Here is a 17,317-nt window from a genome sequence, read left to right on the forward strand (position 1 = left end):
CCCGAGGGACGGACGAACACGGCACCCGCCGGTTCATGAACGGAGAGACGATGACGACGGTACGCGCGGCGATTTCGCAGACCACCTGGACGGGCGACAAGGAGTCGATGCTCGACAAGCACGAAGGTTTCGCGCGCGACGCCGCGGCCCAGGGTGCGCAGGTGGTGTGCTTCCAGGAGCTGTTCTACGGTCCTTACTTCGGGATCACGCAGGACAAGAAGTACTACCGCTTCGCGGAGTCGTCCGAGGGGCCGATCGTGCAGCGGTTCGCCGCGATCGCGAAGGAGCTCGGGATCGTGACGGTGCTGCCGATCTACGAAGAGGCCGAGACCGGCGTGTACTACAACACCGCCGTGCTGGTCGGCGCCGACGGCACGATCCTCGGCAAGTACCGCAAGCACCACCTCCCCCATCTCGACCGGTTCTGGGAGAAGTTCTACTTCCGGCCGGGCAACCTCGGCTACCCGGTGTTCGACACCGCGGTGGGCCGGATCGGCATGTACATCTGCTACGACCGCCATTTCCCCGAGGGCTGGCGCGAGCTCGGCCTCAACGACGCGCACATCGTCTTCAACCCGAACGCCACGAAGCCGGGGCTGTCGAACCGGCTCTGGGAGGTCGAGGGTCCGGCCGCGGCCGTGGCGAACGGCTACTTCGTGCTGCAGCCCAATCGCGTGGGCCGCGAAGACAACGAGTACGGCGACCTCGCCGTGGACTTCTACGGCACGAGCCAGGTCATCGACCCGCGGGGCAACTTCGTGGGCGAGCGCGGCTCGGGCGAGCACGAGGAGCTGCTGGTGCGCGACCTCGACCTCGACATGGTGCGCGACATGCGCGACGACTGGCAGTTCTACCGCGACCGCCGGCCCGACTCCTACACGAAGATCGCGAAGCCGTGAGGAAGGCGGACTGACATGACCACCACACTCATCAAGGGCGGCACCGTCGTCTCGGCGACCGGCCGCGGCGAGGCCGACGTGCTCATCGACGGCGAGACCATCGCAGCGGTGCTCGCGCCCGGCTCGCAGCTTCTCGGGACGGATGTCGCGGCATCCGTCGACACCGTCATCGACGCGACCGGCAGATACGTGATCCCGGGCGGCATCGATGCGCACACCCACATGGAGCTCCCCTTCGGCGGCACGAACGCCTCCGACACGTTCGAGACCGGCACGCGGGCCGCGGCGTGGGGCGGCACGACGTCGATCATCGACTTCGCCGTGCAGCGCTACGGCGAGCGCGTGCAGGACGGCCTCGCCGCCTGGCACGAGAAGGCGGCGGGCAACTGCGCGATCGACTACGGCTTCCACCAGATCGTCGGCGGCGTCGACGAGGACTCCCTCGCGGCGATGCGGGGTCTCCTCGACGAGGGCGTCTCGAGCTTCAAGCTCTTCATGGCCTACCCCGGCGTCTTCTACTCCGACGACGCGCAGGTGCTCAAGGCCATGCAGGTGTCGGCCGAGACCGGGCTGCTCACGATGATGCACGCCGAGAACGGCCCCGCGATCGACGTGCTCGCCGCGCAGCTGGCCGACGCCGGCAAGAAGGCGCCGTACTACCACGGCATCGCCCGTGCGTGGCAGATGGAGGAGGAGGCCACCCACCGCGCGATCATGCTCGCGAACCTCACCGGTGCTCCGCTGTACACGGTGCACGTGAGCGCCAAGCAGGCGGTCGACCAGATCGCGTGGGCGCGCGACCAGGGCTGGAACGTCTTCGGCGAGACCTGTCCGCAGTACCTGTACCTGTCGCTCGAGGAGCAGCTCGGCGCGTTCAGCGAGGAGTGGGGGCAGTTCGAGGGCGCGAAGTGGGTGTGCTCGACGCCGCTGCGCAGCCAGAAGGAAGGCCACCAGCACCACATGTGGCAGGCGCTGCGCACGAACGACATCCAGATGGTGTCGACCGACCACTGCCCGTTCTGCATGAAGGGCCAGAAGGAGCTGGGGCTCGACGACTTCCGCGCGATCCCGAACGGCATCGGGTCGGTCGAGCACCGCATGGACCTGATGTACCAGGGCGTCGTGACCGGCAAGATCACGCTCGAGCGGTGGGTGGAGCTCACCTCGACCACCCCGGCGCGCATGTTCGGCCTGTACGGACGCAAGGGTGTCATCCAGCCCGGCGCCGACGGTGACGTGGTGGTCTACGACCCGAACGGCCACACCACCATCTCGGCGGCCTCGCATCACATGAACATGGACCACTCCGCGTGGGAGGGATTCGAGATCGACGGGCACGTCGACACCGTCATCTCGCGCGGCAAGGTCGTGGTCGACGGCGGCCAGTACCTCGGCGCCAAGGGCGACGGCCGGTTCCTCAAGCGCGGCCTCTCGCAGTACCTGATCTAAGGAACCCCATGGACTTCGGTGTCGTCCTCCAGACCAATCCGCCCGCCGCGCGGACGGTGCAGCTCGCCAAGCTCGCCGAGGCCCACGGCTTCAGCCACGTGTGGACCTTCGACTCGCACCTGCTGTGGCAGGAGCCGTACGTCATCCACTCCGCGATCCTCGCCGAGACGAAGCGCGTGACCGTGGGGCCGTTCGTGACGAACCCCGCGACGCGGGACTGGACGGTCACGGCATCCGTCTTCGCCACGCTCAACGAGATGTACGGCAACCGCACCATCTGCGGCATCGGCCGGGGCGACTCGGCGGTGCGTGTCACCAACGGCCGGCCGACCACGATGGCCGAGCTGCGCGAGTCGATCCACGTGATCCGCGAGCTCGCCAACTCGCGGCCGGTCGAATACAAGGGCGCGACCCTGCAGTTCCCGTGGAGCCGCGGCTCCGAGCTCGACGTGTGGGTCGCCGCGTACGGACCGATGGCACTCAAGCTCACCGGCGAGGTCGGCGACGGCTTCATCCTGCAGCTCGCGGACGTCGACATCGCCGCCTGGATGATCAAGACGGTGAAGGATGCCGCGGCCGCCGCCGGGCGCGACCCCGAGTCGCTGGCCTTCTGCGTGGCGGCGCCGATGTACATCGGCGACGACTGGGAGCACATGCGGGACCAGTGCCGGTGGTTCGGCGGCATGGTCGGCAACCACGTCGCCGACATCGTGGCGAAGTACGGCCACCACGGCGGAGGCGTGCCCGAGGCGCTCACCGACTACATCGAGCGGCGCCGGGGCTACGACTACAACACGCATGGCAAGGCCGACAACGACCACGTCGACTTCGTGCCCGACGACATCGTGGACCGCTTCTGCATCCTCGGAACGGCCGACGAGCACATCGCGAAGCTGGAGCAGCTGCGCGAACTCGGGGTCACGCAGTTCGCCGGGTACCTCCAGCACGACAACAAGGAGGAGACCCTCCGGGTCTACGGCGAGACGGTCATCCCGGCTCTTTCGGCCCACGTGACGGCCAAGAAGTGACGGCGGCCGCATGAGGCCCATCGGCTGGTCTGCCCGGCGACAGGGCGAGCTGCGTGGATGGATCGCAGCCGGCTGGGGTGCGCTCGGAGTGCTCGCCGTGCTCCTGCTGTGGGAACTGTACAAGTTCGCGGGCCCCAGCGAGGGCTTCGTCGTGGGCGGGGTTGCGGGCGAATCCGGTTCGGGCGTCATGATCCTCCCGCGTACGCACGACCGCGCCATGCCGCACATCTGGGACATGGCCGCCCGCCTGTTCGCGCCGACCAGCGGCGGCGACACCCCGCCCCTCTGGGTCTCGGTGGCCGGCGCCGCGCTGGTGACACTGGGCATCGCGGCGGTCGGCTGGCTGATCGGCGTCGCCGTGGGCGCAGTGCTCGGCCTCGTGATGCAGCGCTGGCGTCTGCTGGAGTGGGGCCTGCTCCCCTGGATCGTGGTGAGCCAGATCGTCCCGCTCATCGCGTTCGCTCCCGTCGTCAACGCCATCGGCAACCAGATCGACCGCGGAGGCGGCACGTGGCCGCAGTGGCTCTCGGTCGCCGTCATCGCCTCGTACCTCGCGTTCTTCCCGGTCGCGGTGGGCGTGCTGCGGGGCCTCGCGTCGCCGGACCGCATCCACCTCGACCTCATGAACAGCTACGCCGCCGGCTACTGGGCGACGCTGTTCCGCCTGCGCCTGCCGGCCGCGGTGCCCCACCTCCTTCCCGCGCTCCGGCTCGCCGCGGCGAACGCGGTGCTCGGCGCCGTCGTCGCGGAAGTGTCGATCGGCATGCGCGGCGGCATCGGGCGCATGCTCATCCAGCTCGCCGGCCAGGCCTCCTCGGACCCCGCCGCGCCGTGGGGTCCGACCTTCGGCTCCATCGCACTGGGCCTCATCGCAGCGGGCTCCGTGGCGCTCATCGGCCTCGGACTCGCCAACTACCGCAGAGGAGAAGCGACCGCATGACGGACCCCGCAGTCCACGCCGCCGGCGTCGGCAAGGTGTTCCCGACGAAGACCGGGGAGGTCGTCGCACTGACCGATGTCGAACTCGAGGTCGCGGCCGGGGAGTTCGTCTCGCTGATCGGCCCCTCGGGCTGCGGCAAGTCGACCCTGCTCCGCCTCATCGCGGACCTCGACCAGGCCACGAGCGGGATCCTCGAGATCTTCGGCAAGCCGGCCAAGCGCGCCCGCATCGACCAGGACTACGGCATCGCCTTCCAGCAGGCGGGGCTCCTTCCCTGGCGCACCGTCGGCGCCAACATCGGCCTGCCGCTGGAACTGCACGGCACCGGGAAGGCGGACCGCGCCGCGCGCGTCGCCGAGCTCGCGGAGCTCGTGGGCCTCTCGGACTTCGTCGATCGCTATCCCGATCAGCTCTCCGGCGGCATGCAGCAGCGCGTCGCGATCGCCCGCGCGCTCGCCGCGCGCCCGAAGCTCCTCCTCATGGACGAGCCGTTCGGCGCGCTCGACGAGATGACGCGCGAGCGCCTGCAGTCCGAGCTGACCCGCATCGCCGCAGAGACCTCTGCGGCCGTCGTGTTCGTGACCCACTCGATCCCCGAGGCGGTCTTCCTCTCCGACCGCGTCGTCGTGATGAGCCCGCGCCCTGGCCGCATCACCGACGTCATCGAGACGGACCTCGGCGACGTGCGCGACGAGGCCCTGCGCGAATCCCCCGAGTTCTTCGACCGCGTCACGGCGGTCCGCGAGGCACTCCACGGCACCCCCGTCACGAGGGCGAGGGAATCATGACGGATGCCGCGACCACGATGCTGCCCGCGGCCCCCGCACCGTCGGGCAAGACGCCGCGCCCGATGCCGGCGGAGCGGGAGCTTCCGGGCTGGCTGAAGTGGGTGGCGCCGATCGTCGTGGGGGTCCTCATCCTCGCGGGGTGGACCTTCTGGGTCGACGTGCTCGGCACGGCGCCGCGCATGCTGCCGAGCCCCATCGCGATCGCCGAGGAGTTCGTGCGGCGGTTCCCGATCATCCTCGACGACATGACGATCACGGCCACGAACGCGCTCATCGGCCTCGTGGTGGGCTCGCTCCTCGCGCTCCTGTTCGCGGGGCTCGCCGCAGCCGCCAAGCCGATCGACGGCATGCTCGCCCCTCTGGTGTCGGCGCTCGCGGTCATCCCCATCGTCGCCATCACGCCGATCCTCAACACGATGTTCGGCGCCTCCAGCCAGTTCGGGCGGCAGGCCGTGGCCACGATCGCCGCCTTCATCCCGGTGTTCGTGAACGTGCTGCGGGGCCTCAGACAGACCCGTCCGGTGCACCGCGACCTGCTGCGCGCGTCCGCGGCGTCCGGGTGGCAGACCTTCCGCGTGCTCACTCTGCCCACCGCGCTGCCGTACCTCATGACGGGCCTGCGCATCGCGAGCTCGCTCGCCGTGATCGCCGCGCTGGTCGCCGAGTACTTCGGCGGTCCTGCCGACGGCATCGGCACCGCGATCGCCACCTACGCGAAGTCCGGCCGCGCGGCACTGGCGTGGGCGTACGTGCTCGGCGGCATCATCATCGGCCTCGTGTTCTTCCTCGTCACCTCACTCCTGGAGCGGCTGGCGACGAGGCGGTCGTCGGCCTGAGCGTCGACGAGATCGACCACCGGCCACAGGCTCCACCGCCGAGGGAAAGACAACGCACCACACGAAAGGAACGCAATGAGACACAGCATCAGACGCGGCTTGGCCGCGGCATCCCTCCTCACCGTGGCGGCACTCGCGCTCGCCGCCTGTTCCGGGTCCGAGGACTCCGGCGACGGCGGAGGCGGGAGCGAGGACTTCGAGCCCCTCACGTCGATCAAGCTGCAGCTGCAGTGGCTGCCGCAGGCGCAGTTCGCGGGGTATTACGTGGCGCAGGAGAAGGGCTACTTCGAGGAAGAGGGGTTCGACGACGTCGAGATCATCCCGTCGGGCGGCGACATCGTGCCGCAGGACGCGCTCGTCGCGGGCGACGTGGACTTCGCGATCGCGTGGGTTCCCAAGGTGCTCGGCACGCTCGAGGCCACGGGCGTCGAACTCACCGACATCGCGCAGGTGTTCCAGAAGTCGGGGACGCTCCAGGTCTCGTGGGCCGGCGACGGCATCACCGAGGTCGCCGACTTCGAGGGCAAGCGGATCGGCTCGTGGGGCTTCGGCAACGAGTGGGAGATCTTCGCGGCGATGGCCGCGGAAGACCTCGACGCGACCACCGTGTCGATCACGACGCAGGACTTCTCGATGAACGCCCTCCTCGACCGCGACGTCGACGCGGCCCAGGCGATGACGTACAACGAGTGGGCGCAGATCCTCGAGGTCGTGAACCCGGCGACCGGCGAGCTCTACCAGCCCGAGGACTTCGACGTCATCTCGTACGAAGACACCGAGGGCGCGATGCTGCAGGACGCCATCTGGGCCGACACGCAGCGCCTCGAGGACGACCCGGCCTACGCCGACGCGGCGGTGCGGTTCCTCAAGGCGGTCACGAAGGGCTGGATCTTCGCGCGGGACAATCCCGAGGAGGCCGCGTCGATCGTGTACGACATCGCGTCGAACGCGGAGGCCGCATTCCCGGTCGGTCCCGTGCACCAGCAGTGGATGATGAACGAGGTCAACAAGCTCATCTGGACGGGCGCCGATTTCGGCCTCGTGGACGCGGCGGCGTGGGACAAGACGGTCGCCGGTGCGCTCTCGGCCAAGAACCAGGACGACCTGGAGCTCATCACGACCGAGCCCGCCGACTCGGCGTACTCGAACGAGTACATCGAGAAGGCGCTCGACGAGTTGAAGGACGAGGGCATCGAAGTCGCCGGCGAGTACACGCCGATCGAGGTCACCCTCACCGAGGGCGGCCAGTAGGCCCAACCACCAGCGGGGGCGCCACGCGAAGGCGTGGCGCCCCCGCGCCTCGACGAGGAGGATGAAGCGATGACCGAAGACCTCGACGCGCTCGCGAAAGAACTCGACCGCGAGCACGTGTTCCACTCCTGGTCCGCGCAGGCCGGCCTCGACCTCCCGGTGATCGCCGGCGGCTCGGGCACCGTCGTGTGGGACCACGCCGGCAACCGCATGCTCGACTTCTCGAGCCAGCTGGTCAACGTCAACATCGGGCATCAGCATCCTGCCGTCGTCGCCGCCATCCGGGAGCAGGCCGAGCGTCTCGCGACGATCGGCCCCGCCACGGCGAATCTCCACCGCGGCCAGGCGGCGCAGAGGATCCTCGACAAGGCGCCGGACGGATTCGCCAAGGTGTTCTTCACCAACGGCGGCGCCGACGCGATCGAGAACGCCATCCGCATGGCGCGCCTTCACACCGGACGCGACACGGTGCTCTCGACCTACCGCTCGTACCACGGCAACACCGGTGCGGCGATCGTCGCGACGGGCGACTGGCGACGGATGCCGAACCAGTTCGCCCGCGGACACGTGCACTTCTTCGGCCCCTTCCTGTACCGCACCGAGTTCTGGGCGACGACCCCCGAGGAGGAGTCCGAGCGGGCGCTGCACCATCTCGAGCGCGTCATCCAGTCGGAGGGACCGTCGACGATCGCGGCGCTGCTGCTCGAGTCGATCCCCGGCACCGCCGGCATCATGCTTCCGCCACCCGGGTACCTCGCGGGCGTCCGGGCGCTGGCCGACAAGTACGGGATCGTCCTGATCCTCGACGAGGTCATGGCGGGGTTCGGGCGCACCGGCCGCTGGTTCGCCTTCCAGGGCTACGACGTCGTCCCCGACCTCATCACCTTCGCGAAAGGCGTGAACTCCGGCTACGTGCCGGTGGGCGGCGTGATCATCTCGCCGGAGATCTCGGCGACGTTCGACGACCGCGTCTTCCCCGGCGGACTCACGTACTCGGGTCACCCGCTGGCCGCAGCATCCATCATCGCCGCGATCGATGCCATGGAATCGGAGGGCATCGTCGACAACGCCCGCCGCGTGGGCGAGGACGCCATCGGGCCCGGGCTCGCGGAGCTGGCGGAGAAGCACCCGCTCATCGGCGAGGTGCGCGGTGAGGGCGTCTTCTGGGCGCTCGACCTCGTGACCGACCGCGAAACGCGTGAGCCGGTCGGCGCCGACGTGATCGGCCGTCTCAAGAAGGAGCTCACGTCGCGAGGGCTTCTGCCCTTCGCCGCGGAGAACCGCATCCACGTCGTGCCGCCCTGCGTCGTCACCGACGGGGAGGTGCAGGAGGCGATGTCGATTTACGATGAAGCTCTGACGAAGGTCGAAGGCGACCTCGCGTGACACGTGCACGCCCTCTCACGAGGAGGGCTTCCGAAGGAGGAACACGATGACTGACACCCTGCCGCGCACCGAGACGGCGGTTCTCGACCACTGGATCAACGGCGCCCCCTGGGCCGGGACATCCGAGCGCACCGGCCACGTGTTCAATCCCGCACTCGGGACGGTCCAGAAGGAGGTGCGGTTCGCGTCGCGCGAAGACGTCGGGCAGGCGGTGGATGCTGCGTCCGCGGCGTGGCTGCAATGGCGCGACGCGTCGATCGCGAAGCGCCAGTCGGTGCTCTTCGCATTCCGCGAGCTGCTGAACGCCCGCAAGGAGGAGCTGGCCGAGATCCTCACCTCGGAGCACGGCAAGGTGCTCTCCGACGCGCGCGGCGAGATCGCCCGCGGCATGGAGGTCGTCGAGTTCGCGTGCGGCCTCGGGCATCTGACGAAGGGCGCCTACTCCGAGAACGTGTCGACCGGCATCGACGTCTACACGCTGCGCCAGCCGCTCGGCGTCGTGGGCATCATCAGCCCGTTCAACTTCCCGGCGATGGTGCCGCTGTGGTTCTTCTCGATCGCTCTGGCCGCCGGCAACGCCGTGGTGCTGAAGCCCTCCGAGAAGGACCCGACCGCCGCGAACTGGCTTGCGGGCCTGCTCACGGAGGCGGGGCTCCCGGACGGCGTGTTCAATGTCGTGCACGGCGACAAGGAGGCGGTCGACGCGCTGCTCGAGCACCCCGATGTGCGCGCGATCTCGTTCGTCGGCTCGACGCCGATCGCCAAGTACGTCTACGAGACCGCCACGTCGCACGGCAAGCGCGTCCAGGCGCTGGGCGGTGCGAAGAACCACATGCTGGTGCTGCCGGATGCCGACCTCGACCTCGCCGCCGACGCCGCCGTCAACGCGGGCTTCGGCTCGGCGGGCGAGCGCTGCATGGCGATCTCCGTCGTGCTCGCGGTCGACACGGTCGCCGACGCGTTCGTCGCGAAGGTCGCCGAGCGCATGGCGGGGCTCAAGGTGGGCGACGGCACGCGCGGCTGCGACATGGGTCCGCTCATCACCGGTCAGCACCGCGACAAGGTGACGTCGTACCTCGACGTGGCCGACGCCGACGGCGCCTCGGTGGTGGTCGACGGACGCGACGTCGAGATCGACGGCGACGAGAACGGCTTCTGGCTCGGACCCACGCTCATCGACAACGTGCCGACGTCGTCGACGGTGTACACCGACGAGATCTTCGGGCCGGTGCTCTCGGTCGTGCGCGTCGAGGGCTACGAGGAGGGCCTCGGGATCATCAATTCCAGCCGGTACGGCAACGGCACGGCGATCTTCACGAACGACGGCGGTGCCGCCCGACGCTTCCAGCGAGAGGCGACCGTGGGCATGATCGGCATCAACGTGCCGATCCCGGTTCCTGTCGCGTACCACTCGTTCGGCGGGTGGAAGGCGTCGCTGTTCGGCGACGCGAAGGCCTACGGCCCGCACGGCTTCGAGTTCTTCACGGCCGAGAAGGCGATCACCTCGCGCTGGCTCGACCCCTCGCACGGCGGCATCAACCTGGGCTTCCCCCAGCACGACTGACGCTCGCCCGCAGGAGGGCCCTCAATCGTCGACCGGCGGCGGGGCGAAGATCTTCACCGCCGCCGGCCGGGCGATGCAGCGCAGGCGGAACCCCGCGGCATCGCGCTGCTCGAGCTCGCCGTCGTGGACGAACACGGACGGGTGCCCGGGCTCGGGGCGAACGCCGAGGTCGAGCTCGCGCACCACGAGCCGCTCGATGTCGGTGTCGCGGGGGAAGAGCCGCAGCGCGCGCATCACCGCGGCCGTTCGCTTGCCGAACGCGAGCGACGCCAGAGCGCGCACCTTCGAGCCGCGGGCGTGGTGGATGCGCACGTCCAGCACGCCGGCATCGGCCTCCCGGCGCTGCATCGTGGCCACCCGGTCCGGGTCGTTGCGCCCGACGCTCACGAAGACCGACCACACGCGGGCACGGTGTCCGCTGCGCACGATCGTCAGGGGCTCGGCCCGTCGCAGAGCCACCGCGGTCGCCGCCACCCCTCCGAGCCACTTGCCGAGGCTGTTGCGGCGCTCCCGCTCCTCGATCAGTTCCGGGTAGGCACCGACCGACACCACGTTCAGCACCGTGAGCGGCGCATCGTCGTCCGCCCTCGCGTCGGCGACGCCGACCTCGACCGTCGAGCCGGCCTCATACGCGTCGACGGCGGCATCCACACTGTCGATCCCGAGCGCCCGCACGAAGTGGTTGAAAGTGCCGCCGGGCATGGCGAGGAGAGGCCGGTCGTACCGGCGGGCGAGATGCGCCATGCGCGACACCGACCCGTCACCGCCGTAGACGCCGAGCACCGTGGGTGGATCGTCGCCGGCCATCGCCACGGCGACGACGTCCTCGAGATCCTCGTCTTCGCCGATCTCGCGGATCTGCGCCGCGGGCAGCCGCGCGGCGAAGGTGCCGGCGGGATCCGCCCGCACCACCGCCGTGCCCGAGGCCGTGTTGCGGATGATGAGCACCCCGCGACCACGCGGTTCCGGCGCCGAGGCGGACTCCATACCCGCGACACTACCCACGCGCCGTCGCCGAGGCCTGGACTTGCGCCGCTGCCCCGGGGATGCACAGGGGCTCACCGCCCGCGGGTGCCGAACCGGAAACCTGCACCGAGACCACGGGCGACGTCCCCGGTCTCGACGGCGATGCCCTGGCTCGACGACCGTGCGGAGCTGCGCGGGTCGTCAGGCCGGGAGGATCGGGCGGTTCTCGTAGAACGTCTGCAGCACGACGGTCGTGCGGGTGTTGACCGAGGCGGCGGCGCGGATGTCGCGGATCAGCGACTCGAGGTGACGCGGCGAGGCGACCCGCACGAGAAGGATGTAGCTGGCGTCGCCCGCGATCGAGTGGCACGCCTCGATCTCGGACAGATGCTCGAGAAGCTCGGGCGCATTGTCGGGCTGCGCGGGGTCGAGCGGTGTGATCTCGACGAAGGCGGCGAGCGGCTTGCCGACGGCCTCGGCGTCGACCAGGGCGCGGTAGCCGGTGATGACGCCGCGGCTTTCGAGTCGGCGCAGCCGCGCCTGCACGGCGGACACCGACAGCCCGACCGCCGCCGACAGGTCGGCCAGCGTGGCGCGGGCGTCCTGGGAAACCTCGCGCACGATGGCGGCATCGATCGCATCGTCCAGGGCGGGCACGGCTCCACTCTAACCGCGGACAGGAAATTTTCCTGCTGAATCGTGCAGACAAGGGAAGTTCTCTAGAATCGAGAGCGAAACCGCACTCGAAGATCGGAGGTTCACCATGTCCAGCAGCGCCCTTCACACGACGAAGGCGATCGTCGGCGAACCCGAGGTCGTCGACGACGCCCGCATGGCTGAGACGAGCGACGCCTGGCTGCGCCTCAAGGCGGCCGCGACGGCGATCCAGAGCCTCCAGGCGCAGGACGGATCGATTCCGGATGCTGCCGCCCACGACGAGGCGCGCGCTCTCGTCTCCGAGATCACGGCCGGCATCCGCGCGCTGGCGCCCGCCTTTCCCCACGACGCCGAGTACCTGTCCGCCGCCGTGCGCGACTTCGAGCGCTGGGAGGACCAGGGGTTCGCCGTCCCCGACTTCCTCGACTCGCTCGAGGCCTTCCAGCCCCAACAGCAGCGGGCCGACGGCATTCGTCATCTCGTCGTGTTCCCGATGTACACGCAGAACGGCTCGCGCGACCGCCACGTCGAGGCGGTGCTCGTCGAGGTGATCTGGCCCGAGTTCATCGCGCAGCTCGAGGCCGGCGACTACGGCAACAAGCTGTTCGTGTCGCTGCGATTCGTCGACTTCACGCCCGGATACGACACGAACAGCGCGGTGCTGTTCCCTGAGACCGTCGCGATGCGCGAGATCCCCACCTTCACGTGGGGCGCGATCTTCCAGGACCGCGAGGCCGCGCGCTACCGCCGCGTCGTGCGCGCCGCCGCCGACATCACGAAGCTCGACCTGCCCGACGACGCCCTCCGCATGCTCGACGACCAGGAGCTCACCGAGAAGACGTTCGTGATGTGGGACATCATCCACGACCGCACCCACATGCGCGGCGACCTGCCGTTCGACCCGTTCATGATCAAGCAGCGGATGCCGTACTTCCTGTACTCGCTCGAGGAGCTGCGGTGCGACCTCACGGCGTTCCGCGAATGCGTCGCCATCGAGAAGCGCCTGGCCGCGCAGGAGTCGCTGACGACGGCCGAGGCCGAGATGCTCGAGCACGCGAAGCTCGTGCAGTACGCGGTCATCTTCGACCGCATCTTCCGGTTCTCGATCACCGGCTCGCGCGTGCGCAACTACGACGGGCTCGGCGGCCAGCTGCTGTTCGCCTGGCTGCACCAGCGCGACGTGCTGCACTGGACCGACACGGCGCTCGCCTTCGACTGGGACGACGTCCCGGCCGCCGTCATCGCGCTCGGCGAGGCGATCGACGAGCTCTACTGGCGCTCGATCGACCGGCCGAAGACCGCGCACTGGCTCGCGGCCTACGACCTGGTGCGTTCGACGCTGACGCCGAACCCCGCCTCGCAGTGGGCGCGGGGCCTGCCCGACGAGGTGCTCGCCGGCACTCCGAAGGGCTACACCGACGCGGTGCTGGACGACGAGTTCCCGCTGTCGATGTTCTTCGAAGCCCTCGACAAGAAGATGAAGCCCGTCATCGAATCGACGGCCGGGATCACGGGACGCGATTCCTGACGCGGGCGCGCGTTCTCGGCGAGACGTCGCTTCTCGCCGGGAGCGCTCGTTCGCGACGTGGGAGGCTGGAGACATGACCGTCTCAGGCAGACTCGTGATCATCGCCGGCGCGACCAGCGCTTCGGGCCTCACCGCCGCCCGCGTCCTGCGCGACGCGGGTGCAAGGGTGGTGGCCGTCGGCCGCGACGCCGGCAAGCTGCGGGACCTGGTGGACTCCCTCGACGCGGATGCTGAGCGCCTGGGCACCGCCCCGTCCGGAAGCGTTCGCACCGAGGTATGCGACCTCGGCGACGAGGACGCGGTCGCCTCTCTCGCCGAGCGCGTCCACGAGGCCGACGGACCCGTGGACGGCGTGCTGCACCTCGTGGGCGGCTGGCGCGGCGGAGGGGGCCTGGCGGGTCAGACGGACGCCGACTACCGCTTCCTCGAGGGCTCGCTCACCGCTCTCCGCCACGTCAGCCGCGCGTTCGACGCCGATCTCCGGGCGTCGGAGGCCGGCCGCCTGGCAGTGGTGTCGTCGACGGCCGTCACACGTCCCGTCGCCGCGGGCGCGAACTACGCCGCGGTGAAGGCGGCCACCGAGGCGTGGACGCGCGCCGTCGCGCAGGGCTTCGCGAAGGATGCGCGGGATGCGGACAAGCCGCTGGCCGCAGCATCCGTGATCTTCCGCGTGAAGAGCCTCGACGGACTCGAGGAGGCCCTCGCGCAGCGGTTCAGCGACCTCTGGCTCACCGACGCGGCGGATGTCAACGACACCATCGTCGAACTCACCGACCCCTCGCTCTGACGGCCGGCGGCACTCCCGCCCGGCCGCACGCGAACAAGATTGGACACCCGTGACCACGATCCACGACCCGAACCTGCGCGGCTTCGCCAGCGACAACTACTCCGGCATCCACCCCGAGGTCCTCGCGGCGATCGCTGCCGCCAACGACGGCCACCAGGTCGCATACGGCGACGACGTCTACACGGAGCGCCTGCAGGCAGTCATGGCCCGGCACTTCGGCGAGGGCGTCGAGGCGTACCCGGTGTTCAACGGCACCGGCGCCAACGTCGTCGGCCTGCAGTCGATGCTCCCCCGCTGGGGCGCCGTCGTCTCGGCCGGTACCGCGCACATCAACGTCGACGAGGGCGGCGCGCCCGAGCGCGTGGCCGGCATCAAGCTGCTGACCGTCCCGACGGACGACGGCAAGCTCACGCCCGAGCTCATCGACCGCGAGGCATGGGGCTGGGGCGACGAGCACCGCGCGCAGCCCCTGGTCGTCTCGATCACCCAGTCGACCGAGCTCGGCACCCTGTACTCGGTCGACGAGATCCGTGCGATCGCCGATCACGCACACAGCCTCGGCATGAACCTCCACATGGACGGCTCGCGCATCTCGAACGCCGCTGCGGCACTCGGCCTGCCGTTGCGCGAATTCACGCGCGACGTGGGCGTCGACGTGCTCAGCTTCGGTGGCACGAAGAACGGCGCGATGCTCGGCGAGGCGGTCGTCGTGCTCAACCCCGGCGCGTCGACGGGGCTGAAGTTCCTGCGCAAGCTCGACATGCAGCTCGCCTCGAAGATGCGCTTCGTCTCGGCGCAGCTGCTCGCCCTGCTCGAAGGCGACCTGTGGCTGCGCAACGCCTCGCACTCCAACGCGATGGCGCAGCGCCTGCGCAGCGGCATCGAGGCAGGTCTCGCCGCCGGCACGATCCGCGGCGTCGGGTTCACCCAGCCGACCCAGGCCAATGGGGTGTTCGCGACGCTGCCCGACGACGTCGCCGAGCGCCTGCGCACCTCGTTCCGGTTCTACGACTGGGATGCCGCGAAGAACGAGGTCCGCTGGATGTGCTCGTTCGACACGAGCGAGAACGACATCGACGCCTTCCTCGCCGCCATCGCGCGGGAGACCTCGGCCGCCTGATCCGGCGCGGCGACCGCCTCAACGGGTCAACCGGGCTTCCACAGGAGAGTCGTCGCTCGACGCTCCTGTATGGGCCCGGTTGCCTGTCGAAGAAGGGGCGGATGCCCCCAGACTCGGATTCCCCGCTCGGTGAACGAGCCGGGAACGAGTTGAGCGAGCGAGGGACGAGCGAGACGAAACGCCCCGAACCCCGGCGCGGGCCGCAGGTTCGAGGCGTTTCGTCTTCGGGCGCCAGAGCGCCCGCAGGCGCCGCAGGGGCCGCCGATCAGCCTTGGTTGTGCTCCTCGGCTGAGTGGGGGCGTTCGGACTCGGGCTGCTCGCCCTCGGGCTCGGTGGCCTCGTCGTGTTCGCCCTCGGGCTCGGTGGCCTCGTGGTGTTCGTCCTCGGGCTCGGTGGCCTCGTGGTGCTCACCCTCGCTCTCCTGGCCTTCGGACTCGGTGCCCTCGGCGTTCGTCACCTCGGCCTCGACAACCTCGGCCTCGACATCGACCGGGCCCGCAGCAGCCGTCGCCTCCGCTCCCTCGCCCTCGGCCTCGACATCGACCGGGCCCGCAGCAGCCGTCGCCTCCGCTCCCTCGCCCTCGGGCTCGGGCTCGGCCGTCGCGAGAACTCCCTCGGGGCGGATGAGCTCCTTGACCTCGGCCATGAAGCTCATGAGCTGATGCTGCTGCCAGCGCAGCTGTCGGGTGCGGTCCTCGGCGTCGCGCAGCACGGACTGCGAGTGCGTCGTGACCAGGTCGATGATGCGCTCGGCCTTCACGTGGGCGCGCTCGAGGTGCTCGCGGGCCCGCAGCTGCGCATCGGCCTCGATCTGCTGCGACTGGGCGCGCATGAGGCGCTCGAAGTCCTCGGCCTTCACCGAGACGCGCTGCGCGTGCTCGAGCGAGGCGGCGACCTGCTCGTTGGCGTCCTGCGTGATGCGCTCGGCGTGCGCGACCGCCTGATTGTGCAGCACGAGGAACTCCTGGTGCGCGTCGTCCTGGCGACGGGTGAGGGATGCCTCGAACTCGAGGGCGCGCAGCCGCAGCTCGCGCACCGTCTCCTCGGCCTCGGCGCGATCGCGGGCCGTCTCGCGGGCGACGGTCGAACGCAGCACGGCCGCGCCCTTCTCAGCCTCGGACCGGATGGCGGCGGCCTCACGCTCGGCCTGCGACACCTTCTCCGCCGCGTGGGCGGCCTCGCGCTCGAGGCGCGCCTCGTGCGCAGTGAGCTCGGTATCGATCTTCAGCTTGATCTGCTGGGCGTCGTGCTGGGCTTGCGAGACGATGGCATCGGCCTCTGCCTGCGCCGACGCGCGCCGGTTGGCGATCTCTTCCCGCGCGGCCTCGAGCAGGCGGTCGCCCTGGATCGTCGCATTGCGGATGAGCAGGCTCGCCTGGTCTTCGGCGACGCGCAGCACCTCCTCGAACTGCTGGCGGTTGGGCGACTCGGTCGTCGCGCCGACGAGCTCGTCGCTCAGGGTCTGCACACGCTGCTCGGCGTCGGCGATCTTCGCGTGCGCGAGCTCCAGCTCCGCCCGGAGCCGCTGGACGGCATCGCCCTCTTCCTCGCGGGCGGCGGATGCCTCGGCCGCGACGCGCTCGAGCTCCGCCTCGCGGGCCTGCTCGGCGTCGGCGAGGGCCGCTTCGAGCCGCTCGATCTCTTCCTGGCGGGCCGCCAGCGCGGCGTCGAACTCAGCCTGACGTTCTGCAATCGCCGCCTCGATCTCGGCCTGGCGACGCTCGGTGGCAGCCTGGAGCTCGGCCTCGAGACGCTCGGCCTTCGCGCGGCTCTGCGCGACCGCCGCACCGGCGCGACGCTGGTGCTGCTTCAGCTGCGCGACCTCGTCGGTGGCGGCGCGCATGCGCGCATCGAGCCCGGCGATGGCGGCGTCGACCTCTTCCTTGTCGTACCCGCGGAAGGTCGTCGTGAACCCCGACCCGAACGCGGTCGTCGCGGTGTCACCGATGAGGTTGTCGAACGGGGTCGGGTCGTCCTGACCCGTGTTTCCGGCGCTCTGAGCATGGTCGGACATCGGTTTCTCCGCTTTCTGTGGCGAGGGTGGTGCTGCGTCGGCGAGTGCTCGCGGCGGAGGCGTGCGGTATCGCGCCCGCCGCACCGGCGAAGTGTCGCCGCGCG

General features: G+C 70.0%; 15 protein-coding genes. 12 read left to right on the forward strand and 3 right to left on the reverse strand.

Annotated features, from left to right (window positions below; all coding sequences use genetic code 11):
- Positions 1-50: 50 nt before the first annotated feature.
- From JNB61_RS14900 to JNB61_RS14940, 9 genes are all read left to right on the forward strand, one after another.
- Positions 51-899, forward strand: a complete 849-nt coding sequence (locus tag JNB61_RS14900; RefSeq protein ID WP_220340185.1) for a nitrilase-related carbon-nitrogen hydrolase — start codon at positions 51-53, stop codon at positions 897-899.
- Between the two features lie 15 nt (positions 900-914).
- Positions 915-2,348 (forward strand): dihydropyrimidinase, encoded by a 1,434-nt coding sequence (gene hydA, locus JNB61_RS14905; RefSeq protein ID WP_220340122.1) that lies wholly within the window; start codon positions 915-917, stop codon positions 2,346-2,348.
- Between the two features lie 8 nt (positions 2,349-2,356).
- Positions 2,357-3,376, forward strand: coding sequence for a TIGR03842 family LLM class F420-dependent oxidoreductase (locus JNB61_RS14910; RefSeq protein WP_220340123.1), 1,020 nt, complete (start codon positions 2,357-2,359; stop codon positions 3,374-3,376).
- Positions 3,377-3,386: 10 nt separating this feature from the next.
- A complete protein-coding gene (locus JNB61_RS14915) occupies positions 3,387-4,316 on the forward strand; it encodes an ABC transporter permease (protein ID WP_159847003.1) in 930 nt (309 codons plus the stop codon).
- Positions 4,313-5,104 carry an ABC transporter ATP-binding protein gene (locus JNB61_RS14920; RefSeq protein WP_159847006.1) on the forward strand — a complete coding sequence of 264 codons (792 nt, stop codon included), beginning with the start codon at positions 4,313-4,315 and terminating at the stop codon, positions 5,102-5,104. Before JNB61_RS14915 ends, JNB61_RS14920 begins: the two co-directional genes overlap by 4 nt.
- Complete coding sequence (locus tag JNB61_RS14925; protein WP_220292470.1) at positions 5,101-5,940, forward strand: ABC transporter permease; 840 nt, start codon at positions 5,101-5,103, stop codon at positions 5,938-5,940. The genes JNB61_RS14920 and JNB61_RS14925 overlap by 4 nt, the downstream gene beginning before the upstream one ends.
- Before the next feature lie 75 nt (positions 5,941-6,015).
- Complete coding sequence (locus JNB61_RS14930; RefSeq protein WP_220340124.1) at positions 6,016-7,191, forward strand: ABC transporter substrate-binding protein; 1,176 nt, start codon at positions 6,016-6,018, stop codon at positions 7,189-7,191.
- 69 nt (positions 7,192-7,260) lie between these two features.
- Complete coding sequence (locus tag JNB61_RS14935) at positions 7,261-8,577, forward strand: aspartate aminotransferase family protein (protein ID WP_159847015.1); 1,317 nt, start codon at positions 7,261-7,263, stop codon at positions 8,575-8,577.
- A 46-nt stretch (positions 8,578-8,623) separates the two neighbouring features.
- Positions 8,624-10,141 (forward strand): CoA-acylating methylmalonate-semialdehyde dehydrogenase, encoded by a 1,518-nt coding sequence (locus JNB61_RS14940; protein WP_220340125.1) that lies wholly within the window; start codon positions 8,624-8,626, stop codon positions 10,139-10,141.
- A gap of 21 nt (positions 10,142-10,162) precedes the next feature.
- Here JNB61_RS14940 and JNB61_RS14945 read toward each other — a convergent pair whose 3' ends face one another.
- Positions 10,163-11,128 (reverse strand): diacylglycerol/lipid kinase family protein, encoded by a 966-nt coding sequence (locus tag JNB61_RS14945; RefSeq protein WP_222855464.1) that lies wholly within the window; start codon positions 11,126-11,128, stop codon positions 10,163-10,165.
- A gap of 180 nt (positions 11,129-11,308) precedes the next feature.
- Complete coding sequence (locus tag JNB61_RS14950) at positions 11,309-11,755, reverse strand: Lrp/AsnC family transcriptional regulator (protein WP_220292504.1); 447 nt, start codon at positions 11,753-11,755, stop codon at positions 11,309-11,311.
- Between the two features lie 115 nt (positions 11,756-11,870).
- On the opposite strand from JNB61_RS14950, the gene JNB61_RS14955 reads away from it, so the two are divergent.
- The 3 genes from JNB61_RS14955 (at position 11,871) to JNB61_RS14965 (ending at position 15,199) form a co-directional block, all read left to right on the forward strand.
- Positions 11,871-13,292 carry a DUF6421 family protein gene (locus JNB61_RS14955; RefSeq protein ID WP_220340126.1) on the forward strand — a complete coding sequence of 474 codons (1,422 nt, stop codon included), beginning with the start codon at positions 11,871-11,873 and terminating at the stop codon, positions 13,290-13,292.
- A gap of 73 nt (positions 13,293-13,365) precedes the next feature.
- Positions 13,366-14,079, forward strand: coding sequence for an SDR family NAD(P)-dependent oxidoreductase (locus JNB61_RS14960; protein WP_220340127.1), 714 nt, complete (start codon positions 13,366-13,368; stop codon positions 14,077-14,079).
- A 49-nt stretch (positions 14,080-14,128) separates the two neighbouring features.
- On the forward strand, positions 14,129-15,199 hold the full coding sequence (locus tag JNB61_RS14965) for a threonine aldolase family protein (protein WP_220340128.1): 1,071 nt from the start codon (positions 14,129-14,131) through the stop codon (positions 15,197-15,199).
- A 265-nt stretch (positions 15,200-15,464) separates the two neighbouring features.
- Here JNB61_RS14965 and JNB61_RS14970 read toward each other — a convergent pair whose 3' ends face one another.
- Positions 15,465-17,213 (reverse strand): hypothetical protein, encoded by a 1,749-nt coding sequence (locus JNB61_RS14970; protein ID WP_223214873.1) that lies wholly within the window; start codon positions 17,211-17,213, stop codon positions 15,465-15,467.
- Between the last annotated feature and the right edge of the window lie 104 nt (positions 17,214-17,317).

The organism is Microbacterium ureisolvens (assembly GCF_019511645.1).
GTDB lineage: Bacteria > Actinomycetota > Actinomycetes > Actinomycetales > Microbacteriaceae > Microbacterium > Microbacterium ureisolvens_A.